Annotated in this window: 20 protein-coding genes and 1 pseudogene; 9 read left to right on the top strand and 12 right to left on the bottom strand. The window is 58.3% G+C overall.

The genetic code is table 11. The features are described 5' to 3' along the window. Nucleotides 1–3: 3 nt before the first annotated feature. Nucleotides 4–917, bottom strand: a pseudogene (locus L8V01_RS05495) (AEC family transporter). Nucleotides 918–1087: 170 nt separating this feature from the next. On the opposite strand from L8V01_RS05495, the gene L8V01_RS05490 reads away from it, so the two are divergent. Together L8V01_RS05490 and L8V01_RS05485 are read left to right on the top strand one after the other, a co-directional pair. Then, nucleotides 1088–1678: a hypothetical protein gene (locus L8V01_RS05490; protein ID WP_269946133.1), complete on the top strand. Its 591-nt coding sequence runs from the start codon at nucleotides 1088–1090 to the stop codon at nucleotides 1676–1678. 88 nt (nucleotides 1679–1766) lie between these two features. Then, the gene (locus L8V01_RS05485) at nucleotides 1767–2090 is read left to right on the top strand and encodes a putative quinol monooxygenase (protein ID WP_259887353.1); all 324 of its coding nucleotides are present in this window, start codon (nucleotides 1767–1769) and stop codon (nucleotides 2088–2090) included. Nucleotides 2091–2290: 200 nt separating this feature from the next. Here the strand turns inward: L8V01_RS05485 and L8V01_RS05480 are convergent, their stop codons facing one another. Together L8V01_RS05480 and L8V01_RS05475 are read right to left on the bottom strand one after the other, a co-directional pair. Further along, entirely contained in the window at nucleotides 2291–5773 is a 3483-nt protein-coding gene (locus L8V01_RS05480; RefSeq protein ID WP_269946132.1) for an acyltransferase family protein, read from the bottom strand. Between the two features lie 120 nt (nucleotides 5774–5893). Beyond that, complete coding sequence (locus L8V01_RS05475) at nucleotides 5894–6691, bottom strand: HAD family hydrolase (RefSeq protein WP_269946131.1); 798 nt, start codon at nucleotides 6689–6691, stop codon at nucleotides 5894–5896. A 68-nt stretch (nucleotides 6692–6759) separates the two neighbouring features. Between L8V01_RS05475 and L8V01_RS05470 the strand changes: the two genes are divergently transcribed. Beyond that, nucleotides 6760–7803, top strand: coding sequence for a 3-hydroxyisobutyryl-CoA hydrolase (locus L8V01_RS05470; protein WP_269946130.1), 1044 nt, complete (start codon nucleotides 6760–6762; stop codon nucleotides 7801–7803). Here L8V01_RS05470 and L8V01_RS05465 read toward each other — a convergent pair. From L8V01_RS05465 to L8V01_RS05455, 3 genes are all read right to left on the bottom strand, one after another. Continuing rightward, nucleotides 7780–8958: a DUF6882 domain-containing protein gene (locus L8V01_RS05465; RefSeq protein WP_269946129.1), complete on the bottom strand. Its 1179-nt coding sequence runs from the start codon at nucleotides 8956–8958 to the stop codon at nucleotides 7780–7782. The genes L8V01_RS05470 and L8V01_RS05465 overlap by 24 nt on opposite strands. A 133-nt stretch (nucleotides 8959–9091) precedes the next feature. Then, the gene (locus L8V01_RS05460; protein WP_269946128.1) at nucleotides 9092–9691 is read right to left on the bottom strand and encodes a TetR/AcrR family transcriptional regulator; all 600 of its coding nucleotides are present in this window, start codon (nucleotides 9689–9691) and stop codon (nucleotides 9092–9094) included. After that, complete coding sequence (locus L8V01_RS05455; protein ID WP_269946127.1) at nucleotides 9684–12062, bottom strand: MMPL family transporter; 2379 nt, start codon at nucleotides 12060–12062, stop codon at nucleotides 9684–9686. Before L8V01_RS05455 ends, L8V01_RS05460 begins: the two co-directional genes overlap by 8 nt. A gap of 233 nt (nucleotides 12063–12295) precedes the next feature. On the opposite strand from L8V01_RS05455, the gene L8V01_RS05450 reads away from it, so the two are divergent. Next, nucleotides 12296–12949 carry a hypothetical protein gene (locus L8V01_RS05450; RefSeq protein ID WP_269946126.1) on the top strand — a complete coding sequence of 218 codons (654 nt, stop codon included), beginning with the start codon at nucleotides 12296–12298 and terminating at the stop codon, nucleotides 12947–12949. On the opposite strand, the gene L8V01_RS05445 is transcribed toward L8V01_RS05450, so the two are convergent. From L8V01_RS05445 to L8V01_RS05435, 3 genes are read right to left on the bottom strand one after another with little or no spacing between them, the layout of a single operon-like run. Further along, nucleotides 12946–13485, bottom strand: a complete 540-nt coding sequence (locus L8V01_RS05445; RefSeq protein WP_269946125.1) for a gamma carbonic anhydrase family protein — start codon at nucleotides 13483–13485, stop codon at nucleotides 12946–12948. The genes L8V01_RS05450 and L8V01_RS05445 overlap by 4 nt on opposite strands. A gap of 20 nt (nucleotides 13486–13505) precedes the next feature. After that, nucleotides 13506–13883, bottom strand: coding sequence for a hypothetical protein (locus tag L8V01_RS05440; RefSeq protein WP_269946124.1), 378 nt, complete (start codon nucleotides 13881–13883; stop codon nucleotides 13506–13508). Nucleotides 13884–13894: 11 nt separating this feature from the next. Further along, entirely contained in the window at nucleotides 13895–14236 is a 342-nt protein-coding gene (locus tag L8V01_RS05435; RefSeq protein WP_269946123.1) for a hypothetical protein, read from the bottom strand. A gap of 25 nt (nucleotides 14237–14261) precedes the next feature. Between L8V01_RS05435 and L8V01_RS05430 the strand changes: the two genes are divergently transcribed. Both L8V01_RS05430 and L8V01_RS05425 read left to right on the top strand, forming a co-directional pair. Continuing rightward, nucleotides 14262–15131: a patatin-like phospholipase family protein gene (locus L8V01_RS05430; protein ID WP_269946122.1), complete on the top strand. Its 870-nt coding sequence runs from the start codon at nucleotides 14262–14264 to the stop codon at nucleotides 15129–15131. A 151-nt stretch (nucleotides 15132–15282) separates the two neighbouring features. Next, nucleotides 15283–16848, top strand: coding sequence for an aspartate-alanine antiporter-like transporter (locus L8V01_RS05425; protein ID WP_269946121.1), 1566 nt, complete (start codon nucleotides 15283–15285; stop codon nucleotides 16846–16848). Between the two features lie 86 nt (nucleotides 16849–16934). Here L8V01_RS05425 and L8V01_RS05420 read toward each other — a convergent pair whose 3' ends face one another. Continuing rightward, nucleotides 16935–18569, bottom strand: coding sequence for a peptide chain release factor 3 (locus tag L8V01_RS05420; protein WP_269946120.1), 1635 nt, complete (start codon nucleotides 18567–18569; stop codon nucleotides 16935–16937). Between the two features lie 24 nt (nucleotides 18570–18593). Next, nucleotides 18594–19430: an SDR family NAD(P)-dependent oxidoreductase gene (locus L8V01_RS05415; protein ID WP_269946119.1), complete on the bottom strand. Its 837-nt coding sequence runs from the start codon at nucleotides 19428–19430 to the stop codon at nucleotides 18594–18596. Between the two features lie 33 nt (nucleotides 19431–19463). Between L8V01_RS05415 and L8V01_RS05410 the strand changes: the two genes are divergently transcribed. After that, complete coding sequence (locus tag L8V01_RS05410) at nucleotides 19464–20864, top strand: TrkH family potassium uptake protein (protein ID WP_269946216.1); 1401 nt, start codon at nucleotides 19464–19466, stop codon at nucleotides 20862–20864. Further along, nucleotides 20857–21549 carry a potassium channel family protein gene (locus L8V01_RS05405; RefSeq protein ID WP_269946118.1) on the top strand — a complete coding sequence of 231 codons (693 nt, stop codon included), beginning with the start codon at nucleotides 20857–20859 and terminating at the stop codon, nucleotides 21547–21549. Before L8V01_RS05410 ends, L8V01_RS05405 begins: the two co-directional genes overlap by 8 nt. Here the strand turns inward: L8V01_RS05405 and pth are convergent. Continuing rightward, nucleotides 21546–22193 carry an aminoacyl-tRNA hydrolase gene (gene pth / locus L8V01_RS05400; protein WP_269946117.1) on the bottom strand — a complete coding sequence of 216 codons (648 nt, stop codon included), beginning with the start codon at nucleotides 22191–22193 and terminating at the stop codon, nucleotides 21546–21548. The two genes, L8V01_RS05405 and pth, sit on opposite strands and share 4 nt — an antisense overlap. Nucleotides 22194–22228: 35 nt before the next feature. Between pth and L8V01_RS05395 the strand changes: the two genes are divergently transcribed. After that, nucleotides 22229–23212, top strand: a complete 984-nt coding sequence (locus L8V01_RS05395; protein ID WP_269946116.1) for a nitronate monooxygenase — start codon at nucleotides 22229–22231, stop codon at nucleotides 23210–23212. The last annotated feature ends 63 nt before the right edge of the window (nucleotides 23213–23275 follow it).

The following is a 23275-nucleotide window of genomic DNA, read 5'->3' as shown; positions in this document are numbered from 1 at the left end:
TACCTAGCCAAAGATGGCGGCGATAGCTAGCATTGCGGGCAGCGACAGGAACGTGGTGAGAAATACAGTATCCCGAGCGACGGTTTCCCCACCTCATAGGTGGCGGCATAGTTATACACATTTTGTGCTGTGGGCAAAGCCGCCAAAATCAACGCTGCATAAAGCTCCGTCCCACCAAGTCCCGACGCAGCTCCCACAACGAGTGCAATCGCGGGCATGCCCACCAGTTTCAAAACGGTTGCGGTAATTGTGGGCAGGCGATCCTCTTGCAAAAGCGCATCGCCCTTGAGCGAGGCGCCAAAACTCATGAGGATCATTGGAATGGACGCACCACCGAGAATCTCCAGCGGTTGCATAGCCACATCGGGTACCTGCTACCCCGCGGCGGAGACTATAAATCCTGCCACCGCGGCCAGCACCACAGGCGCGGTAACCCCTGAGACTACGGATCTCCATATCGAACGTAAGCTTGTGCCCTGCACATTAAGCCCGGCAATTATAAACGGTGAGAGCACCGCCATTTGCAGGACTAGGGCTGGGATAGCGTAGGTGGCGTCGCCGATGACGTAGGTGGCAATAGGCAGGCCGATATTGACCGAGTTGTAATAGCTAGCCGCTGCGGCACCTGCCATAGTTTCGGCACCGCTGCGGGAAAAGAATAGCCGGCTGCACACCCAATACAGAACCATGGTGGTTACGGAAGCTGCGGCAATTACTACTACGACCGGCGACACAAAGGCAGAGGTATCAGACTGAGCCACACTGGAGAAAATCAGCGCCGGTGTTGCCGCCCAAAATGCCGTGCGGTTGAACTGCAGTCGCGCCTCGCCTTTACCAATAACACCCCTGTGTGCAAGCACAAACCCCACACCGATGACTACGAAAATGATCGCGAACCCAGTCAATACGTCCAGCATTAGTCAACAGCCTTTCGCAGCCTTTTAGAAACATATATCTGCTGTGGGGTTATTGTCCCATCATCGATACTGCTTTAAAGGCACAGGGACCATAACAAAGCTGTATCGAATCGGCAGGGCAGCCCAGAAACACCTTTCCCAAAGCTTAGGCCCTATGGCACGGTAGAGACATGAAGCTTTCTCAACGTGCATCCATTGTCGCCCTGTCCACCGCTCTTGTCGTATCCGGAACTTCCAGTGTGGCTTCCGCTCAACCAGCAATGCCACCGCAGATTCAGCAGGCATCTTCGCAGGCCCAGCAGCTTTCTTCTGATCCTTTAACCGCGGTGAAGGATTTTCGTCTCACCTTACCTCCGCAAGCATATGAGCTTGCGGAAAAGTACAATATTCCGCTGCCGGAATTCCTGGCTAAGCCTGAAGGCCACGCACCTAAGGTCGCAGGAGAATTGGGTGCCGCCACCTCCACGCACCTCGAAAAAGCTGGACACCGAAAGGACGCGCGCGCGGCTGCTATTGCTCAGGAATGGGCCGATCAGGGTGCCGCCGGCAAGCTCGATTACAAGGGCGGGGTAGCCCACGGCCTAAATCACAAGGAAGAGGGCCAAGGCTCCGTTCACCGCCTGACCGAGCAGCAAGCACAAGATCGCCTGAATTGGTTCAACCGCGACGTTCCGGTAAACCCTAGCCCTCAGCACGGATTTGGCGTGGCAACCGCCTATGATGGCACCTACATTTACGTGGCGGAATATTTCCTCAACTAGTCCACGATTCACCTGCCCCGATTCCGCTGCCTTCATAGCCCCTAACTGCAACGATGCCGAAGGAACAAGGTGTCGGTAGGATCGGGGCATGATTTTGATTAACGTACAATTCCACGTCAAGCCTGAATACGCAGAGACTTTCCTCGATGAAATCAACTGGTACACCGAGGCCTGCAACGCAGAGCCGGGTTGCATTGATTTCAAGTGGTTCCGCGATCCGGAAGATCGCCAGCGCTTCCTGCTGCTGGAGTCCTACGCGGATGGCAAAGACGTTGAGCACGTTCAGAGTGAGCACTTCAAGCGCTCTTGCGAGGAGTTCCCGAAGTACCTCGTAGAAACCCCGGATATCATTAACGTCCACATCGATGGTCGCACCGGTTGGGATAAGATGGGCGAGTTCTCCGTAGACTAACCCCAATTTTATAAGCTCGTCCTCTACACACCACCGTGGAGGACGAGCTTTTTCTATGCCCGATTTGCTACCGGGCGCAGCACACCGCCCTTCGCGCTCACGGGGGAGGCTGAAACCGATGCTCCGGTAGTTCCCAGTGGGCGCGAAGGGCGGGGCGATAGGGGCCTAAGCGCTTGTCGACGCCGCTTCGAGCTAACGCGCTATTGCGACACGCACTGCGAGGACACGGTCTTGTCGTAGTTCGAGTACTTTTTCAGGGCCTCATAGAAAGCATCCGAGTACTCTCCGGTGCGCTCCGGCAGCGGGTGAACGCCGTCGGAATAGAGGATCGCCGGGTCTTTTTGTGCGTGTCCACACCAGTCTGCGACGTACACGTTGTCGTATTCCTTGGCGGCGTCTAGGACATCCTGTTGGGATTGGGACATCCATTCGCGGTCGCCATATGGGACAGCCATGACAACCGTATGGTCTTTGCCGATGATGTCCAAAGCTTCCTTAATCTGATCTGGGAAGGCAGGGCCGTTGGTTCCGAATCCCAAGAATACGGTGCTGCGAAGCTGCCCAGAATCCTTGAGCTGCTGCAGAACCTGAATGCCCGCAGTGTAGTGGCGGGAGACATCCGCATCGACGTAAATCTGAGGGAAGCGTTGCTTGAGGGCGTCACTAGAGGCCAGCATCACCGAGTCACCGACGGCGGTAATGTCCTTGCCCTGTGGCATGGGACGAGTCTTTTTCCCCTTCGAATCCTTGTCGCCTTTGTCCTCTACGGGTGCCTGCGGGGCAGAACTATTTGGTAGAGCAGGAGCGTTATTGCTGCTTTGGTTTTGCTGTTGGAGCTGCTCCAATTGCTGTTCTAGCTCAGTCTTATCGTTGGAATTAATTACGCCGTAAACTACTCCCGCAATAGAGGCAATAACGAGGAACGGAACTACTGGCCACATGGTCTTGCCAAAGCCATCACGCAACTCACTAAAACCTGGGCGGGAGGACCAGTAAGTCTTCCACGTCTTCTTGTAGCCACCGCGGCGGAAGGGGTTTTCGATGAACTGATAGGAAACCTCAGACAGAAGGAGAGAAATAGGCACGGCTACAAGGCCCAGGATCCACGACTTATCGGAGTTCTGGTTGCCTTCGAAAAGGGCCTTGAGCATCATGATGACCGGCCAGTGCCAGAGATAGAGCGAGAAGGATCGCTGACCAAACCAACGCATGACCTTGGTCCTAAAGAGCGGGGTCATGGGGCCGTACTCGCGGACTACGCCCCAGACCATAAGAACGCCGAGCACGCTGGTGAGGAAGAGGCCACCGCGGTAGGTGAACTCCGCGTCATCTGGCATCAGGAATAGCTGTGCGCCGTAGCCAATAAGCGCCAACGCACCGATGACTCCGGCAATGCGGGTTTCAGCTTTTCCTGCTGCGGGCCAAGAATCGGCCTTCGGGTCTGACTTGGTAGATGTCATCAGAAGCGATAGCACCGCACCGGTGAGCAAGCCGAAAGCGTGGGTATCAGTGCCGTAATACACACGCGTCGGGTCCTCGCCCGGTACAAAAATGAGCGCCATCGCTACCGCGGAGGCGATAGACAAAATTCCGGAGACCACGATAGGAAGCCGGCGCGGCTTGCGGCGAGAAATCAAGAAAACGCCGGTGATAAGGAGTGGCCAAATGACGTAGAACTGCTCCTCCACGGCCAATGACCAATAGTGCGCGAAGACCTGAATTTCATTGTCCGCGAAGTATGACTGAGAGGTAGCAATCTGCGTCCAGTTATTGACAAAGAATAGGGTGCCCAAGAATTGCTGGCGCAGGCCGACGGCTAGGTCCCCGCCGATCCACGCCACAAGCGCGGTGCACATGACCAAAACTGAAACCGCGGCAGGCAAGATGCGGCGGAATCGTCGCACCCAGAAATCCTTCAAGCTGATCCCACCGGAGGTCTGGAATTCACGCACCAGCAACGAGGTGATGAGGAAACCTGAAAGGACGAAGAAGAGGTCCACGCCTAGGTACCCGCCGGGGAGTAGGGAAGGGAAGAAGTGATACAGCACTACGGCGATGACCGCGAGGCCGCGCAGGCCGTCGAGCCCCTTGACCTGGCGCAGGCGGGCATGGCGCTTCTTTTTGACTACCTTGCTTTCCGGTGGGGTGGCCAAGGCTTCGGGGTCCTTAGCCTGCTGCTGTAGCGGATACTTTGACTTAGCCTCCGCCAGCGAGTCCTGTGCGGCTGGCTTCTGCACAGCCGGCTGTGGCTTAGCTTGCGGCGCCTTCTTGTTCTTTGCGGAAGCAGTACTGGCGGCGGCAACGCCCGCCGCAGTGGACTTGCCTGTGCTTGGCGACGCCGCCTTCGACCCATTCCTAGGCTGGGCCGGTTTGGGCTGCTTCGCAGGTTGAGGCTTTTCAGCCTGCGGCTTTGCTTTCGGCTTTTGGGCGGCGCGCGGTGATTTTTGTTGAGCCGGGGTAGGAGTTCCCACCTGTTGCGACTTTCGCGCCAGTCCACGGCTGATATCGGATGGTTTTACCTGTGGACGGCGCTGTGTCTTCTTCTTTACTTTGTCCTGTGGCGCAGAGGGCCTTGCCTGCTGGCGTTGTTCCTTCGGCTGTGGTTTGTTCTGACTCTCCTTTGGCGCTTTCACCGGTTGCTTTTTGGATTGAGCCTGTTTGTCCGCTTTTGCGGCAGGCTTCTTGGGCGCTGGAGATTTTGGCTTCTTTGGGGCGGCGTTCTGGTTGGAAGCGCCAGGCTTGCGCGTAGAAACCTGAGGCTGGTTCTGCGGTTTTGCTTTGTCTGCTTGCGCAGCCTTCTGCGGGCCTGGTTTGTGAACTTTCTCTGGTTGGCGGGAATTCTTCGCCGCGGCAGCTGGCTGTGGCTGCTTCGCCTTGGCAGGGGTGGAGGCTGCTTTCGCCTGAGCAGGCCGCTGCGTGGGGAGATCGGACTTCTTCGGCGCCTTTTTCTCGCTCGACAAAGAGTCCTTCATGCTCGATTTCGCTGCTGTCTTGGGGGAAGCGGCACGTGCAGGTCCGGCGTTGCGGGAGGACTGCGGCGAAGTTGCGCTGAAGCTTGCACCACGTCTCGGTTGTTGGACCGGTTCGTGTGGTTTACGCTGTGGCTTCTTTTCTTGTGTACGCGGTTGTTGTTGCTTTTGGGTTTGGGAGTGTGGAGAGCTTTGCGTTTTCTGCGGCTGAGCGGCAGAAGTCTTGCCATCGGCAGGTTTGCGCGCAGGCGATTTGGCTGCGGGAGATTGCTTTGCGGCCTTAGCTTGCTGCGCTTTAGAAGAATTATCCTTGTTGGCGCGTGGTTTCACGGTGCTTGGGCGCCTGTTTTCCTTTTGCGCAGGCTTGGCGGCGGGTTGTGAACCAGCGTCCTTGGAGGCAGCCGGCTTCGTCCCCGTAGCCGATGCAGGCTTGGTCGACGCAGCCTTGGGGGCGGATGCCTGCTTTCCTCGGTCTTTAGACTGGACATCCTTGGTCGAGCGAGCCTGTGGGTTGCCTTGCGGCGTGGTGGGCTTTGCACCCGCAGTCGAATCCGTGCTGTCGGATTTTTGGGGGTCGGCATTCTTCGCAGCTGGGGCTTGAGCCGCACTAGTAGAGCCAGTTTTGGGTTGTACTGGCTGATAGGTAGGCGTGCGTGGTTTATCTAAACGCTCAGGCTTTTTCTTTCCCAGCAGTGAGCGCAAAAATTGCTTCACAAAAACTCCCAAAGCACTACGTATATTTACTAAACGGACAATTTTAGCCCGCGCACAAGCCTCTCTCCCCATGCGGGGGAGTAACGAGGTGGCGCGCGGGTCGGAGGCGAAAATTCGAGTCTAAGACTCTTCGCTGTCAAAAAGCTGACGCAGGACTGTCATGACCCCATATTCGGTATTGGGCGGGGCGATGCGATCAGCAATCTCTTTTAATTTGGGGTGTGCATTCTCCATTGCGATGGCGGTACCGGCCTCATGGAGGAGCTCATAATCATTGAGAAAATCGCCAAAGGCGGCGGTGCGGGAAATCGGAACCGCCAAGAGCTTCGACATGGTCTGCAGTGCTACGCCTTTATTGACGCCATTGGCCATGACGTCGAGCCAGACGGCGCCAGAAATAGCGATATTGTGTTCCGGGACGGCCGCTAGAAGCGGCTGGTAAAGGTGCTTTTCGCTGCCGTCGGCGCAGTAGGCGGCAATTTTGATGATGTTCGTATCGAGCAGAGGATCGAGGTTATCGACCCATTCCACCGACCTATAGTATTTGGCAATTTCTGCGCGGGCCTGGTCATCGGCGCTCTTGTGCACATAGGCGGTATCCGGTGTGCAAAGCACTATGGTGTGCGGGACGTCGACAGTGCGGAGTGCAGAAATGGCGGCGTGAACGGCCGTGCTGGGCAGGGTAGTAGCACTGATGACGCGGTTGTCGTGCACCACCACGGAGCCATTTTCCGCAATGAAGGTATCTTCGTGCGGAAACATTTCCTGCAGGGTGGCAAGCTGGCGGCCGGAGGCAGGCACAAGGGTGACCCCGAGCTTGTGGGCGCGGGTGCTGATCGCGGCAAAATCTGGTGGAAGCTGGCCGTTGCCGTCCAGTAGGGTGCCGTCCATATCCAGGGCGATGAGCTGTGGGAGCAAAATCCGAACCTATCTGTGAATTAGTTGATGGTGGCTAGCGGCGTGAGCTGTGTGTCACACTAGGGGGTATGACAAACGCTGCACCTATTGTGTCCTCAATCCGTAACCATACCGGAGTCATTGAACTCAACCGTCCCAAGGCTCTCAATTCCCTCACCCCAGAAATGGTCGCCCTCATCGCAGCAGCGCTCGCGCAGTGGCGCGATTGCGATGAAGTGGAGCAAGTGCTTTTTACCTCAACCAGCCCCAAGGCGTATTGCGCAGGTGGTGACGTCCGCTATGCCCGCGAAGGGATCCAAGGCGGCACATTAGAAGACGTCGATAACTTCTTTGCGGAGGAATACACCTTAAACGGTGATATCGCGGAGTACCCCAAGCCGGTCATCGCGCTGATTGATGGCATTGCCATGGGTGGTGGCCTGGGAATTTCCGTCCATGGCTCACATCGAGTGATCACGGATAAGACTTTTGCATCCATGCCGGAGATGAACATCGGCTATGTCACGGACGTCGGCATGGCCTATGCCGCTCAGCGTGCGGTGGGAACGCGCGGCAAAGCTTCGCCAGAGTTGGCGAAGTTTTGGGGCATTACTGGTTACCGAATGTATGCCGCAGACCTCTTGTGGACCGGGCTAGCCACCCACTACGTGCCCGATGGGGAGGCCTTTGCCACCACGCTTATCGAGCAAGGTCTCGCTACTGCATTAGCACGGCATGCCACCGCACCTGCGGGTGATCCCCCTTTGACCGGGCTGGTTGAAGCCATCGAGGACACCTTCTGCCAGGACTCTTGGCAGGACATCACCGCAGCCTTGGAGGGCCATCCAGAGCTTAAGCAACTGGTAGCGGAATTGACCGCCCAAGCGTGCCCTACCTCCATTGTCGCGGCTATGGAACTATTCCGCGCCGAGCAGGAATGTAGTAGCGTGCGCGAGGCCTTGGACTTGGAAACCAACCTGGGCGCCTTTATGTACCGGCGCGCGGATTTCGCCGAGGGCGTGCGTGCGGTCTTAGTGGATAAACCCAACGATGCGGCGTTTGAGCCGGCCGCGCTTGACGACGTCGATGTGGAGGCCATCCGCGCCGCTTTACACGTCCACCCCGCGAAATGATCCATATGCGGCGCGGGCGCGATCGGCATCAATCCAAGCGGGCGGGGTAATCTCCAAGGTTGCCTCGGTGGCTGCAGGCGTAGGTTCGGGTAAGTGGAGCTGTGGGGCATCGAGGAGGACGAGGCCCACGCGGCCGTCGGCAAGCGTAGTGCCCGCCAGCGTCCAGATACCCAAGATGGGCAGTGCCAGGTGCGGGAGTTGGTGCCCGCGCGCCAGCTGGAGTGGAAGCTGAGGGTGCACCAATTCGGGCACCACCTCGTTCACACCGAAGCGCGCCAGGTTACCCGCCAACCGAGCTGCCGCGGTGTTCTTGAGCTCTGGGTCGGCCCACGCCCATGTGAATTCTTCTGCGGAGATGGTGGCGATGAGCACAGCGCTGGCTGCAATCTGCCCGCCGCGGTAGGAGACGGTGGCGGTAGCTTTGTCCGCATTGAGCTCTACCGTGGCATCGGGAAAGTTTCCCTGAAAATACATCTGGTTTTCCGCGCTGAGGTAAAACGCATCCTCCAAGACGCGGGCGGCAGCCAAGCCCGGGGTTATCCCAGAAACCTTGTGCACGTCGTGGCTTGCCTGCTCGAAACGCACCGTGGTGCCGTCTGAAAAATGCACATACGGCTCCTCCTCGGTGGAGTCCATCTCGAGGTATTGGGCTAGCGCGCGGGTAGGGCCAAGTTCATCCGTATTCGCCGGGCTTTGCTGGAGGCCGCGCATGAGGGTGCTGCGGAATTCTAAGTAAGGATGAAAATCTACCGCGACAATGGCTAGGTGTTTGCCTTGGCGTGCGCGCAGCACCGGCATATTTCCCACAATGAGGGAGGCATAGGCAGCCATGGTGTCGAGGTCTTGGGTCACTGAGCCGGCCTGTGGCAGGTCAGCAAAGTGCGTGGTGGCCGCGGTGGTCCAGTGCCACGCGTTATCGCAGATGACGGCTAACCGCACGCCGCGGAAATCAGAGACCTGTTGGGCGGTGCTTACCCGCACCTCCACGAGCTGATCGGTAGCAAAGCTGCCGTTCTCATCGCCAACGGAAGGGCCGAGGAAATTAAATTCCACGTCTGTTGCTGTGCCTATGCGTTCGCGAAAGGCGGCGTTGATACCAGCGCGGATAAAGCGGGCATCGGACGCAGCACGTGCAATGGAGTGATTAACATTCATGGTTGCTCATGATGATACGGGTACTGGCACGCGTAGTCATACGCCGCCACCAAGAAGCTCAACCTGCACAGCGATCTTTCATGCTGTAGCTAAGCGTCAAGGTGAACGAATCTATACGGTAGCGGCGCGCTTCCTAATCTAGGGTGCGTAAGACGGTAAAGGTGGCGTGAACCAGCTTTTTCTTCTCCTCGATGCTGACTTCACCTCCCGCAGCCTGGCGTCGGTCCAGCTCCTGCCGGATAGCAACGCTGCCGCCGGCGCACGCATTGAGGACAACGCTTAGCTCATAGTCCGTGTAATCAGTTCCGCGCTGCTGGAAGGCGGAAATGATGGTGTCAGATACGCGCTCGAAACGCCGCCTTTCTTCAGAAGTATGGCTGAGGTTATCGAGGGCCTCGCCAATGCGATACAGCGTATGGAGGGACCGCAGCTCCTTATCTTCGTCTTCCAAGGACTCGAGCAACGCTGCTTCCAATACGGCAAAGACGCTCTTGCCAGGGCAAACGGTGGGTATTTCCGCGGCGAAAGCCTCCAATACATCGGCCGCGAAGTACAGGAGGGCATCGGCCACCGAGGAGAAGTAGTTGTGAAAGGTGCGCGGGGAGACCCCGACAGCGGCAGTAATTCCTGAAACCGTGGCGGCTTCGGTGCCGCCGTCGAGGACGAGGCGCGCTGCCGCATCGGCCATGGCCTGACGCGTAGCCCGCTTCTTTTCTTCGCGCAGACTAGCCACGGTGTGTCTCGCCTACCTTCTCTCGTTGGGCGCGCAGGAGCGCCTCGCGGTCTGAGTGCAAGGCTTCGCCCTCAATGTCCATGTTAGGGGTGATCTTATCCAACCAGCGTGGGAACCACCATGCCTTTTTGTCCAACACGAACATGGTGGCCGGGATGATCATCATGCGGACCACGAAGGCGTCGATAAGAACGCCCGCAGCTAGGGCAAAGCCCATGGTCTTAATGAACGGCTCGTCCATCAAGATGAAGGCGGCGAAGACGGAAGTCATAATGAGCGCCGCGGCGGTTACCACGCGTGCGCCGTGCTTAAAGCCATTCGAGGTAGCGTTGCCGGCCGTCTTGCCATTGACAAAGCCCTCGCGCATGCGGGTGACCAGGAAGACCTGATAGTCCATGGCCAGGCCGAAGGTAAGGCCGATGAGCATAATGGGCAAGAAGGAAAGCAGTGGCTGTGGGTCGTCGACGATGCCGAACATGCCTTCTTGCCAAATGGCAACGGTGATGCCGAAGGTAGCAGCCATCGAAAGCGCGAAGCCGGCTGCGGCGATGAGCGGTACCCAGATGGAGCGGAAGACCAGCATCAAGACGATGAAGGCCAAGCCCAGCACGATGGCGACATAAGGGATAAGCACGTTATTGAGGCGCTCAGAAATGTCATCAAAGATTGGGGTGATGCCGGTAATACCGTAGGAGCCGCCGGTCTTTTCAAACTCACCCTGGTAATCGCGCAGGTGGTTGAGGGTTTCGGTGGTCTTTTCGTCAGTCGCTCCGGTGGTAGGGGTGATCATTATCTGCGCAGCATCATCGTTTTCGGTGGTCTGCACGATCTGGGCGTTTTCTACGCCGTCGTTGCTATTAAATTCCTGCAGTAGGTCCTGGAAGGCCGGCATGCGGTCCTGCTCGGGAACATCCGCCACATCAACGAAAGCGATCATCGGGGCATTGCGGCCTGGGCCAAAGGCATCGGCCGTGATCTCGTACGCCTCGCGCTGCGGGGTGCCGGGCTTGGCGGTGCCGTCGGTAGGCATGGCTAGGCGCAGCTGGGCGAATGGTACGGCCAAGATAGCCAGCAACACGACGCCCGCGATGAGGTGCAGCCACGGGTGGGCGCGCACGCGGCGTACCCAGCGCAGGCCCATGGTGGGCTTTTCGTCTTCTGGGTCTGGAACCTTCGGGCCAGGGACGCGGCCGGCGAAGATCTTGGTGCCCAAAAGGCCCAGCAGGGCAGGGATAAAGGTATTGGCAACGAGCACGGCGATAATCACCGTCGCCGCAGCAGCGATGGCCATGGTTCCCAGGAATGGGATGCCGATGATGGTCAGTGCGGCCAACGCGATGACCACGGTGGTGCCGGCGAAGACGACAGAACTGCCTGCGGTGCCCAAGGCCATGCCCATGGCGTGAGCGCGGGTGGCCTTATCCATCTTCTTCAGTTCCCTAGCTAGCTCCTTGGGGGAAAGGTTATTGAGACCAGACGAGGTAATGAGTTCATTGCGGAAGCGGTTGACAATAAACAGTGCGTAATCGATGCCGACTGCCAGGCCAATCATGGAGGCCAGGGTCGGGGTCATATCGGAGATGGTATCCGTAAATACGGTGGATACCTGCACACCAAGAATGCCGATGCCTACGCCGATGACGGCGGAAATGAGTGGCATGCCGGCAGCAACGAAGGAACCGAAGGTAATCAGCAGCACGATTGCGGCGACGATAAGGCCAATAACCTCGGCGCTGCCGCTCATCTGTTTGCCGGCGGCGCTAAAGGCATTGCCTTGGTATTTAACCGTGAGGTCGCCCTCGTCGTACTTGTGGAGCACGTCCGTTACCGCAGTCATATCTTCTTCCGGGATGTCCATGACATCGTCGGCGTCGAAGGTAATAGTGACGGTACCGGTAGTTTTGTCCTCGCTGAGTGGGGAGAGTTGCTGCAGGTTCTTCTTAATCTGCTCTTCCGGCATGTGCTGGGCTTTCATCTTTTCGCCCATCTGCTTTTCCATGCCGGCTGCGGCCATGACCGGGCTGACCAATTTGTCTTGGTTCTTGAGCGCACCGGTGTCCTTGAGATCGCTGAGGAGGTTGTCTACCTCGCCGGCTACCTGCTTATCGGTGAGGTCCTTGCCCTCCGGTGCTTGGATGACCACGGTGCCTTCGGGAGAACTCATGGCATCGGTGTCTTGGCCGAAGCGCTCCATCATTTTGTCTTGGGTGGTGGTGGAGTCCATCTCCGGCATGGAGAAGTTGGGGTTCGGTGACTTGGCAAAGCCGGCGGTGAGTCCCACCATGGCAACCAAGACGATCAGCCAGAAGGCTAGAAAGGGCCACACCTTGCGGTAGGACCAGCTGCCTAGCCGGTAGAGGATTTTAGACATCAAGTGTGCTTTCTCGTGCGATGTGCACGCAACGCTGTGCGCGCGGGTGAAAGTGAACAGTGAATCCGTGGGTGAAATTCTGCACCCTTCGGGAAACATTGCGTAGTGTATGCAAGTTTGCGGGTTGTGTGCAAAATATTGTGTGCTGGAGCATAAATGGTCGCTATTGAGATATAGGGTGTCTTTTCTTCGGGGTATCGGTAATAGCGGCACAGGGCGGTAGACTGTCCGGCATGCTCCACGCCGTTAGTTTCGCCCTCCTGGATTCCGTCAATGCCTTACTCATTGGCATCCTTGTGGCCATCGGCATTATTTTGCCCCGCGGTAAGTATCGGCGCATTGCCGCATTGGTGGTGGTAGGTGATTGGGTCGGAGTGCTCGTTGCAGCGGCAGTGGTGATGTTTTTTCTGCTTGGAGTAAAAGACCAAATTGAGGCCATTTTGAGCTCACCCATTGCCGGTTGGGTGCTTGTAGTGGTAGGCATCGCGGTGGCTTTCGGATCATGGCGATCTAAAGGGCAGCCCAATGCCTTAGTCAATCGGCTGCTAGAGCCGCTGCGCACGCCGTCACCGATTACCGCACTCATCGGCTTCGTAATGGGCGTAGTGCAATCGCTGACCTCGGTGCCTTTTTATTACGGGCTTATGCACTTGGCTACAGAAGATATTGCTCCGGCAGCACAATATGGCGGCCTGGTCTGGTATGCCAGCTTGGCGCTATCCCTGCCCACCATCTGCGGCCTATTTATCGCGGTGGTGCGCGCGCATCCCAAGTCAGCGGCGGGCCGGCTCTTTGCCGCAGCTCGCGCCAATAGCACCCAGGTGGCGCTCTTCGGTGGCTACCTCGTGGCGATCTTCCTTATCCTCATGGGCGTGCTTTCCCTCTAATCAAAGGTGACTTCATCCAGACTTAGCGCCGCATCGGATTGATGGCGCGCGCACTCTACATAGCGCGCAGCGTGAGGAATGAAGGACTGCGATTCTTCCAGGCTGAGTTCACGGCGCACCTTCGCCGGTACACCTGCGGCAAGGCTCCGTGGCGGGATTTCGGTGCCTTCTAGCACCACGGCGCCGGCGGCAATAAGCGAGCCCGCACCGATAGTGCAGCGCGAGAGCAGCGAAGAGGACATCCCCACCAGGCAACCGGCCTCCACGTGCGCGGCGTGCACCATCGCCATGTGGCCCACCGTGACATCATCTTCCAGCACACAAGGAGTATCTTCTTCCACGTGGAAGACGCAATTATCCTGAATATTGCACCGCGCGCCAATGCGAATTGCGCCCACATCTCCGCGCAGCACGCTGCCATAAAATACGGAGGATTCCGGGCCGATTTCTACGTCTCCGATGATGGTGGCATTCGGTGCAACCCATGCGCTGCGATGGATGCGCGGCTTCTTTCCAGCAAAGGGTAGGAGGAGCATGCTGGGGTCCTTTCCAGAATTTATTCGACCACTAGGGCCAAAGCGGGGGAGAGCTCATACTCGCCGGGGGCGGGGAGGTGGTCTAAGAGGGCGTCGCTAAGCGCCGGCGTAAGTGGAATAACCCAGCCGCGCCGGGGATCCTTGATGGGTAGAGCCTCCTTGTTGGTGGCGGCAAAATGAGCCGTGGCAGTGGGAGAGACCAAGGTAGCGGATTCACGGGCGCGGGCTACCTCGCAGAGCACTTCCGCGCCGGGCTGATTAGTGACCACAATGATAAGCGGGCCAGCGGTGTGGATCTCCAGCATTTCCACCCGTGCGGTGGGGGCGGTGGAATCGGGGCGCGCTAAGCGTGGGGGCTGCGCGCCGGTAAGCCGGGCGAGTGCGTCTTTTAATCCCATAAGCCCTTAGTCTAATGAGCCGGAACGGCGATGGTGCGGCAGCGTTCTAGATCGAAGTACGCGTGCTGCCCCGTGGCGGCGACGCGCTCGCGGGCTACAGACTCGTCTTGGGTAACGGCCGTGGAAAGGAATACTAGTGGGCCGTCTGGGTGGCGCCAGGTGCCCAAGTACCGCGCGCCTTCTTGCCTGGCAAGCGCGAGCGCTTTGCGTATCGCAGCCGGCGTGGGCTCATCTACTTCCAAAAGAGCCACACCGGTGGGGTTGTAGGCAAACCCGGTGCGGGGTTGCTGGCCCGTCTCGATATCGAAGGTGCCTTCCTCGTCCGCGAGCAATTGCCGGAAAATGCGCTTCATTGGGCCCAGCGTAGTATGGGGCACCATGATTGATACCAGCAACACCGCACTCGTTATTGAAGGCGGCGGCATGCGCAATTCCTATACCGCCGCGTGCATGGTCAAACTCATCGAGGAAAACGTGGACTTTGGCTGGGTGGGAGGCGTGTCAGCCGGGGCATCCCACACCGTTAACTATTTATCGCGCGATGCTCGGCGCGCGGAGGAGTCCTTTACGGACTTTGCCAAAAATCCTAGCTTCGGCGGCGTGGGTTCGTTGGTGCGTGGTACTGGATATTTCAACGCAGAGTACATCTATGAGCGCGCCGCGGATAAGGATCTGCCCTTTGATTGGCAGGCTTACCGCGACCATCCGGCCGATATGGTGCTGGCGGCGGCACGGGCGGATACCGGCGAGTCCGTTTATTGGTCGCGCCAGGACGTGCATACCCCCGAGGATCTTTTTGTGCGCGTGCGGGCCTCGTCCACGTTGCCGTTGATTATGCCGATGCGTTTTATCGACGGCGCGCCATATGTGGACGGCGCTTTGGGCTCTTCCGGCGGCATCACCATCGAGCAGGCAGAGCAGGCAGGCTATGAAAAATTCCTCTTCATCGGTACTAAGCCACGCGGGTATGTGCGCCCCGAGGTGGCGCGTCCAGCGCTCATCCGCCGTATCTTCCGCAGGTACCCCGCTATTGCCGACGCCCTCATTGCCCGCCCCACCTTATACAACGCCGCCAAAGACTGGCTCTTGGAATTGGAGCGCCAAGGCAAGGCCCAGCTATTTTTCCCGGAGGATATGCAGGTGGCCTCTACTGAGCGCAATGTGCACAAGTTGCGTGCGAACTACCAAGCGGGCAAGGCGCAAACCTATACGGAGTGGCCGCGGTGGAAGGAATTCCTCCTCGATTAGCTCACTGATAGCGCGGGTTGTGAGATGCACCGCTGCTGGGGGTGGGGCGTCGGCCGGGAAAGCGGTATGCCCAGTGTAAATGCCAGAAGGCCAAGGCATGGAAAAGCCTTTCACGTGGCGCTTTCTTGAGAAATGCCTAAACTATTCCAGCGTGTTAGCTATTTTTGATGGAAATATTTGGCTGAGCATTTTCTTCATAGTGCTGCTCGGCACGCTTTTTGGCATGATCCCCTTCGGCCCACTGCGCTTTGGCGCGGCGGGCACGCTTTTTGTGGGCTTGGCCTTTGGCTCATTCATAGACCTAGATAAAGACATCCTAAGCTCCATGCAAGAGCTGGGCTTGGGGCTTTTTATTTATATGCAGGGCCTTTCCGCCGGTGAGCGCTTCTTCAAGGGCTTTTCCAAACAGATGAAGCACATGCTCACTGCCGCAATTGCGATCATTGTGGCTGCCGGAGCTGCCCTATTCTTTGGTGGCATGTTGGGCTTGGATTCGCTTGCTTCCGTAGGCGTGTTCGCCGGCGCAACCACCTCGACGCCGTCACTGGCAGTGGCTCAGCAGCAAACCGGTGAAGAACTACCCGCTGTGGGCTATTCGCTGGGCTACCCCGTGGGCGTGGCAGTAGCCATCTTGTTTGTGGCCTTCCTACTCAAGCAAAACTGGCCTGCCAAGCGGGATAAGGACAATTCTGCCTCCAAGATCTTCCGTTCCCGCACCATCCGCGTTACCAAAGACGTGAACTACGAGGATCTGGAAGAAAAGTTCAAAGATCACTTTGTTATCGCCACTATCCGCCGCGGCAATAAGGTGCGCGTGGCAGGCGATCGCCCCGAACTAAATAAGGGCGATATTCTGCGCGTGATGGTCACCAAGGCCAAGGCCCGCGAGCTCACGCAGGTGCTGGGCAAGCGCCAGCCGCAGACTCCGTTCGTTGATAAGCGCCTCGTCATTGAAAACGTGGTTATTTCTAACCAAGATATTGCTGGGCGCACCGTGGAGGAACTGAACCTCTTCTCGCGCTACGGCGGGCGCATCGTGCGCGTGCAGCGCGGCGACGAGCAATTCTTGGCAAATAATGAAACCCACTTGGCTTCCGGCGATACCCTCGAGCTCATCGTGAAGTTTGATCGCTTGGGCGATATCAAGGACTACTTCGGTGACTCTATTAAGTCCTATTCCGAGCTGAACTGGGTAGCCCTTGGCGGTGGCCTCTTCCTAGGCTATCTGCTCGGCCAAGTAGTGGTGCCGATGCCAGGAGGTGCCTCCTTCGAGCTGGGATTTGCCCTCGGACCGCTGATTACAGGCCTGATTCTCGGCGCTTTGCACCGTACTCGCCGCATCCCATGGCAAGTTCCCGCTTCCATCAATACTGCGTTCCAGCAGTGGGGTCTAGTCATCTTCCTTGCTTCTGTAGGCCTATCTTCCGGTGAGGCGTTCATGTCCACCGCATTCTCCTGGATGGGCCTGAAGTGCATGATCCTTGCCGCCATTGTCACCTTGGTTGCCGCCATCCTCTTTGCTATGGCCAACCGTTTCATGGGGCAGTCTGAAACTCGCACCGCCGGCGGGCACTCCGGTATCTTTGGACAACCGGCGGTGGTCAACTACGCTACGGGGCTTAGCTCCGATACGCGCATCATGACCGGTTATGCCGCAACAATCGTGGTGGCGCAGATTGTCAAGATCGCGGTCATCCCCGTGATGTTGATGGTCTAGCTGACATAGCAAAGGGGCCGCTCACCGAAGATGAGGTGAGCGGCCTTTTTCCTTGCCTTTAGGAGGCGGGGCGAGGAAGCGGTGGCTTAGTCGGCCACGAGTGTTTCCATGGTCAGCTCTGGGTGTTCCTTTTCAATGAAAGCGAGCTTCCACTTATCACCAAAGAGAGCGATGAGCTCGCCATCTTGGCGGGTAAAGATTTCCACGCCACGCTGACGGCCGAGCTCCGGGGCGGACTCGGCATCGGTGCGCCGGGCCACGGAATAGGGGATGGGTTCGGTGACGGTTTCTACGTTATATTCGAACTCCATCCGTGCCTGCATGACCTCGAACTGCATGGGGCCGACGGCCGCCATTACAGGCGAGGCATCGCCACGGGCCTCGTTCTTGAGAATCTGGACTACGCCCTCGGCCGCCAGCTGCTCTAGGCCCTTGCGGAAAGCCTTGTACTTGCCCAGGGACTTCGCGCGCAGAATGCGGAAGACCTCTGGGGCGAACTGTGGCATGGGCTTGAACTGGACCTTTTTGCCGGAATAGATGGTGTCACCAGGGGCGAGCGAGCCGGCGTTGACGAGTCCCACGATATCGCCCGGATAGGCAGAATCGACGGTATCGCGCGTGCGTCCAAAGACGGTCAGTGCGTACTTGGTGGAAAAGCTGCGGCCGGACTGGGCGTGATTGACCTGCATGCCGCGTTCGAATTCACCGGATACCACGCGCATAAAGGCCAGGTTATCGCGGTGCTTTTGGTCCATGCCCGCTTGGACCTTAAAGACGACGCCAGAGAAATCATCGCTTACTTCGCGGACCTCATCAATGGCGCTGGTGGCAGCCTCTACCGCCTTTGGATCGGATTCGCGCGAGTGCGGAGCCGGAGCGATGGCGCATAGGGTATCCAGAATCTGGTGCACGCCAAAGTTCAGCATCGCGGAAGCAAAAATGAGCGGGGAGGTTACGCACTGCTCAAAAAGTTCCTGATCGTGCAGCGCGCCATCGGCGGCGAGCAGTTCGGCTTCCTCGACGGCGGTCTCCCACACGTCTTCTTCCTTCTCACCGGCGGCATCCGGGTCGAAGTGTTCTTCCGGGGCGATAGTGGAACCGCCAGCGGTGCGGATGAAGTGAATATACTCATCGGCCTCGCCGTCAGCATTGATATGCGCCAGACCGCGGAAGTCACCGGCAATGCCGACCGGCCAGTACAGCGGGGTGGGCTGCAGCTGGATTTCGTTGACAATTTCGTCGACAAGCTCCAAGGGCTCGCGGCCCACGCGGTCCCACTTATTGATCACGGTGACGATGGGCAGGCCGCGGGCCTTGCACACGCGGAAGAGCTTGAGGGTCTGGGGCTCGAGGCCCTTGGCGGCGTCGATAAGCATGACTGCCGCATCCACTGCGGTGAGCACGCGGTAGGTATCTTCAGAAAAATCTGCGTGGCCCGGGGTATCAACTAGGTTGATCATGTAGGGCTCGCCCTCGTGCCCCTCCGGCGCATACTCGAATTGGAGCGCCGAGGAAGCCACGGAAATGCCGCGGTCCTTTTCCATATCCATCCAGTCAGACACGGTGGACTTGCGGTTGCCCTTGCCGTGGACCGCGCCGGCTTCATTAATAACGTGTGCGTGCAGCGCCAGCGCCTCCGTCAGCGTGGACTTACCAGCGTCCGGGTGGGCGATAACGGCAAACGTGCGGCGGCGCGAGGCCTCAGAAACGACAGAACTCATGCGCCATAGTCTAGTGGTTTCCCGCTACCACTCCACATTGAGGCGGCGCCCCAGATCATCAAAGACGCGGCGGGCTACGGATAGCTTCTTTGCAATGGGGCGCTGCAGGCCGGGTTTGCGTTTGTCGTTGTAGTACTCGCCGGATTCAAAGTGGATTCCCTCGGTGCCCGTCAAATAGTAGGCGAGGTTATCGCCGCCTGCCGCAGGCTTGCCAAAGGCCTTGCCAATCAGCCCAGAATACATTTTGGACATTAAGCCAGTAGAAGACTTGGAAAAGTCTGTCGCCAGCACTCCAGGGTGGAAGGAGACCGCATTGAGACCGTGAGCATCGAAATAGCGGGTGAGCAGGATATCGCCCAACTTGGCGTTGCCGTAGGCGCGCTCAGGGCTAAAGTGCTCCAGCGTATTGGGATCGTTCGGATCAAAGTTGGACATGAGGAAATTAGCTAGCGAAGCCGTCTGGACCACGTTGGCGTTATCCGCGCGCAGTTTTTCGCGCAGCAGAGAGGTCAGCAGGTAAGGGGCGACCACGTTGACCTGCCAGGTGCGCTCAAATCCATCGGCGGTGGTGGAAGGGCCGTCGAAAATGCCGCCAGCATTATTGCCCAGTGCATGGATATGGTCCAGCTCGGCCAATTCTCCGGCGAGGCGGTGCACCTGACCTAAGGATTCGAAGTCTGCAAGAAAGTACCTGCCGCCGACCTCTTCGGCCACTGCGCGGGTCTTTTCCGGATTGCGGCCGATGATAACCAGATTGTCGTGCGGGCGGGTGCGGTGCAATTGGCGTGCGGCCGCAGCCCCCAGCCCGCCCGATGCGCCCGTAATCACAATGGTCCTGGCAGTGCTATTTGGGGAAGTCATAGCACCAATCCTATCTATGCGGCGGCGGTGGTGCTGGCCACCAGTTTCTTTGCACCGCAAGCAGGTCTATACTTCACCCTCGTGAAACACCTGCTTTCCGTGCGGCAGTGGGGACCGGCGCGCTTAACCGCAGCCGGATTTCTTTTACTCATTTTGCTGGGAACGGTTTTGCTCATGCTGCCGTTCGCTGAGGCCGGCACCGCCCGCGCTTCATTCCTGTCTGCCCTTTTTACCGCTACGTCTGCGGTATCGCTAACCGGCCTTATTGTGGTGGATACCGGTAGCTTTTGGAGCCCGGCCGGTCAAGTCATCATTTTGGCACTCATTCAACTTGGTGGCCTTGGCATCATGTCCCTGGCCTCGCTATCCGGCCTGCTATTTACCGGGCGAATAAGCTTTAAAGCACGCAAGACCGGTGCCTATGAGGGACGCCCCATTGCCCCAGGCGGAATCCGCAAGACGCTGATTTTTACTTTTGCCTTTACCGCCGTGGCCGAGACCATTATTGCTGTCATTGTGGCCGCGCGTTTGATGATCGGCTACGGTCACTCCTTTCCGCGTGCTGTGTGGGAGGGCATCTTCCATGCCGTCTCCGCCTTCAATAACGCGGGTTTTAGCACCAATAGCGATAACTTGGTGCCCTTTGTCTCCGATGCCTGGATTCTATTGCCCTTGGCCGGCGCGCTGATTGGCGGCGGCTTGGGCTTTCCCGTATGGGCGGAGCTGGTGCGCTTGGCGCGGCGCGACCGTCACGTGGTGCACCGAATTTCCATTACCGCGCGCATGACCTTGGCGGCTACGGCCGTGCTCTTGGTTTCCGGTGCGGTCTTTTTCGCTTGTATGGAGTGGACCGGGCTTTTGTCCTCGATGTCTTTGGGAGAAAAGCTCCTCAACTCCTTCTTTGCTAGTGCGTCTCCGCGCACGGCAGGATTTAACGCCATCGACTATGGGCAGGCGCATCCCATTACGCTGATGGGCACCGATATCCTGATGTTTATAGGCGGCGGCTCTGCCGGTACCGCCGGCGGCATTAAAGTCACCACCGCCTGCGTGCTCTTGGCAGCCATGGCAGCAGAATTTATGGGCCGGGAAACCACCACAATTGGCCACCGCAGCCTCCCCCGTTCGGTAACTCGCCAGGCACTAGCCCTGAGTTTTGCCGGGGTCATGGTGGTCACGTTGGGCGTGGCGGCCCTGCGCTTTTTCGATCCGGAGTTTAGCGGCGATCAGGTGTCCTTCGAAGTGCTCTCCGCTTTCGCTACTGTGGGCTTGTCCACTGGCATTACCGCGAGCCTATCTGCACCCTCGCAGATAGTGCTGTGTCTCATCATGTACCTGGGCCGTGTTGGCCCAACCACCCTGGTAGCGGCGCTGGCGGCAAAATCCGTCAGCCGGCGTTTTAGCTACCCCGAAGAAAGGCCGTTCCTTGGCTAATATTCTCAAGGCGTTGGGAAGCACCCGCGCCGGTATCGATATTCCACCCGTCGTCGTCATTGGGCTGGGGCGATTTGGTTCCTCGCTTGCCCACGAGCTTATGGCCAATGGCGTTGAGGTCCTCGGCATTGACTCCAGCGAAAAGCGCGTGCGCGAAGAAGCGCCGTACCTTACTGAGACCATCGCGGCCGATACTACTGACCCAGAGGCCCTGCGCCAACTAGGCGTGGAGGAGGTCGAGCGCGTCATCGTCGCTATCGGCTCCCACCTGGAAGATTCCATCCTTACCGCGTCCAACCTAGTGGAGCTGGGGGTTAAGGATATTTGGGCCAAGGCAGATTCAGAGGCGCACGCGCGCATCTTGAGCCAGATTGGCACCCACCATGTGATCCGGCCAGAGCGCGATACCGGCCGCCGCGTGGCTTACCTTCTGGGTGGGCGCTTCCGCGATTTTGCAGAGATTGCTACCGATTACGGCGTGACCCAGATGGCCGTGCCTTCTTCCTTGCTCGGCCAGCCACTCGATCTCGCCGCCATCTGGCGCCGTCACCGCGTGCAATTGGTCTCGGTGCGCCGCGCGGAAGGGGAGTGGGCCCCGCTTGCCGACGCCACCGAGCTCACCCCCACCGATTTCATCGTCGCCGCCGGCAGCCCCCAGGCCCTAGAGAAATTTTCCCAGTGCTAACGAGAGTGGATCTGGTTTTGGGCCTTGCCTAGCCCTTCGGTCACGATGAGGCGGGCGGCCTCGGCTGCGGTGGCGATGGCGTCATCAAAGCCTGCGCCGGCATCAACTGGCCCCAGTACATAGTCTGGAATGGACGAGCCCTTGGGCGGCCGTGCAATGCCAATGCGCACGCGCAGATAGTCGCGCGTTCCTAGGCGCTCGGTGAGCGATTTGAGCCCGTTGTGCCCATTCTCATTGCCGCCCTGCTTGATCCGGATTTTATCGGCCGGAAGGTCCAGCTCATCGTGGACGACAATGATGTGATCGGGAGCGATATCCAAGTGCTGTGCCAATGGCGCAATTGGATCGCCAGAAAGATTCATGAACGTGCCCGCACGCACGGCAAGCACCTTTCGGCCCTCCCATGTCAGCGGCGCTACCTGGACATCCATCCCGCGCACCGGCTCGAGGACATCTCCACCAGCCGCGAGAAGATCGTCGATGGCCATATAGCCCACATTGTGGCGGGTAGCGGCGTACTTCGCGCCGGGATTTCCCAAGCCTACGACAAGCCAGTCTGCCTCCAGCTCGGCCGGATTAAGGTCTGACTGCGGCCTATTTTTCGAGCCGAATATCCGCGCGAAAAAATCTCCTAAAGGTGCCACTGCGTTAGCTTCCTCTCTCGGTAGGGTGGGGTGCTATGACTCAGATTATTAGCTCCCTTTCCCGTAGCGTAATCCCCGCACCCATGGCCGGTGGCCCTACCACCCCGGAACTTGTACGCGCTGCTCATGCCGCAGGCTCTTTTGGCACGCTAGGTTTGGGCTCTGCCAGCATCGATTCCGCACGCACACAGATTGACCAGTGTGCCGGCATTCCGTTCGGGGTGAACCTCTTTTGCCCACAACAGCCACTTTCCAAACCGCAGCTGGAAGCCGCTCGCGAACTGGCCCGAGCAGAAAACCAACCACTGCCTGAGCCCAATTACTCCTTTGACTTTGAAGAAAAGCTGGAGCTAGCGCTGCGCGGCGGGGCCCGCGTGGTGTGGTCGATGTTCGGTACCTTTACTTCCCACCAATTGGAGCGAATCCATGCAGCCGGCGCAGAAGCGTGGACCACCGTAACTACCCCCGCAGAGGCAATTGCAGCTGCCCGCGGCGGCGTCGATACGCTTTGCGTCCAAGGACCAGACGCCGGTGGACACCGCGGAACTTGGGACTTAGCCGCGACTCCCAGTTCCCTGCCGTTGGAAAAGCTGGTGGCCGAGGTGCATGCCGTCGCGCCAGAGCATCCCATTATTGCAGCAGGAGGCCTGCGCACCGCAGAAGATATTGTCACCGCTTTGTCGTGGCCTGGAGTCATCGCCTGCTCGTGCGGTTCCGCTTTCTTGCTCGCTAGAGAAGCGGGAACGAGCGACTACAACCGTCGGCTTATCTGCAATGGTGGAAAGACTGTCACTACCCGTGCCTTCTCGGGCCGGTATGCACGCGGACTCGAAACCTACTACACCCGTAGCCACCCCAACCTTCCACCCGTTTATCCGCTCTTGAACCCCGTACTCAAGGAACGCCGTGCGCAGCACGATGATGCCGTAGCCTACTGCCTCGTCGGCACCGAAGTAGAGAAAATTAACGGGGGTACTGTGGCCGACATCCTGAATCAACTATGCCAAAACCCAAACTAGTACGCGCTAATATTTATGTTTGAACATTTAATGCCACCCCCGTGACAGAAAAGGAATGAATTA

Source organism: Corynebacterium curieae (assembly GCF_027570035.1).
GTDB lineage: Bacteria > Actinomycetota > Actinomycetes > Mycobacteriales > Mycobacteriaceae > Corynebacterium > Corynebacterium curieae.
This window is presented reverse-complemented; position numbering and strand designations above follow the sequence as displayed.

Bases quoted from the DNA above. Each gene is read 5' to 3' on its own strand.
- L8V01_RS05490 (WP_269946133.1), top strand. From the start codon at position 1,088: ATGAAGCTTTCTCAACGTGCATCCATTGTCGCCCTGTCCACCGCTCTT.
- L8V01_RS05485 (WP_259887353.1), top strand. From the start codon at position 1,767: ATGATTTTGATTAACGTACAATTCCACGTCAAGCCTGAATACGCAGAG.
- L8V01_RS05470 (WP_269946130.1), top strand. From the start codon at position 6,760: ATGACAAACGCTGCACCTATTGTGTCCTCAATCCGTAACCATACCGGA.
- L8V01_RS05465 (WP_269946129.1), bottom strand. From the start codon at position 8,958: ATGAATGTTAATCACTCCATTGCACGTGCTGCGTCCGATGCCCGCTTT.
- L8V01_RS05455 (WP_269946127.1), bottom strand. From the start codon at position 12,062: ATGTCTAAAATCCTCTACCGGCTAGGCAGCTGGTCCTACCGCAAGGTG.
- L8V01_RS05450 (WP_269946126.1), top strand. From the start codon at position 12,296: ATGCTCCACGCCGTTAGTTTCGCCCTCCTGGATTCCGTCAATGCCTTA.
- L8V01_RS05445 (WP_269946125.1), bottom strand. From the start codon at position 13,485: ATGCTCCTCCTACCCTTTGCTGGAAAGAAGCCGCGCATCCATCGCAGC.
- L8V01_RS05440 (WP_269946124.1), bottom strand. From the start codon at position 13,883: ATGGGATTAAAAGACGCACTCGCCCGGCTTACCGGCGCGCAGCCCCCA.
- L8V01_RS05435 (WP_269946123.1), bottom strand. From the start codon at position 14,236: ATGAAGCGCATTTTCCGGCAATTGCTCGCGGACGAGGAAGGCACCTTC.
- L8V01_RS05430 (WP_269946122.1), top strand. From the start codon at position 14,262: ATGATTGATACCAGCAACACCGCACTCGTTATTGAAGGCGGCGGCATG.
- L8V01_RS05420 (WP_269946120.1), bottom strand. From the start codon at position 18,569: ATGAGTTCTGTCGTTTCTGAGGCCTCGCGCCGCCGCACGTTTGCCGTT.
- L8V01_RS05415 (WP_269946119.1), bottom strand. From the start codon at position 19,430: ATGACTTCCCCAAATAGCACTGCCAGGACCATTGTGATTACGGGCGCA.
- L8V01_RS05395 (WP_269946116.1), top strand. From the start codon at position 22,229: ATGACTCAGATTATTAGCTCCCTTTCCCGTAGCGTAATCCCCGCACCC.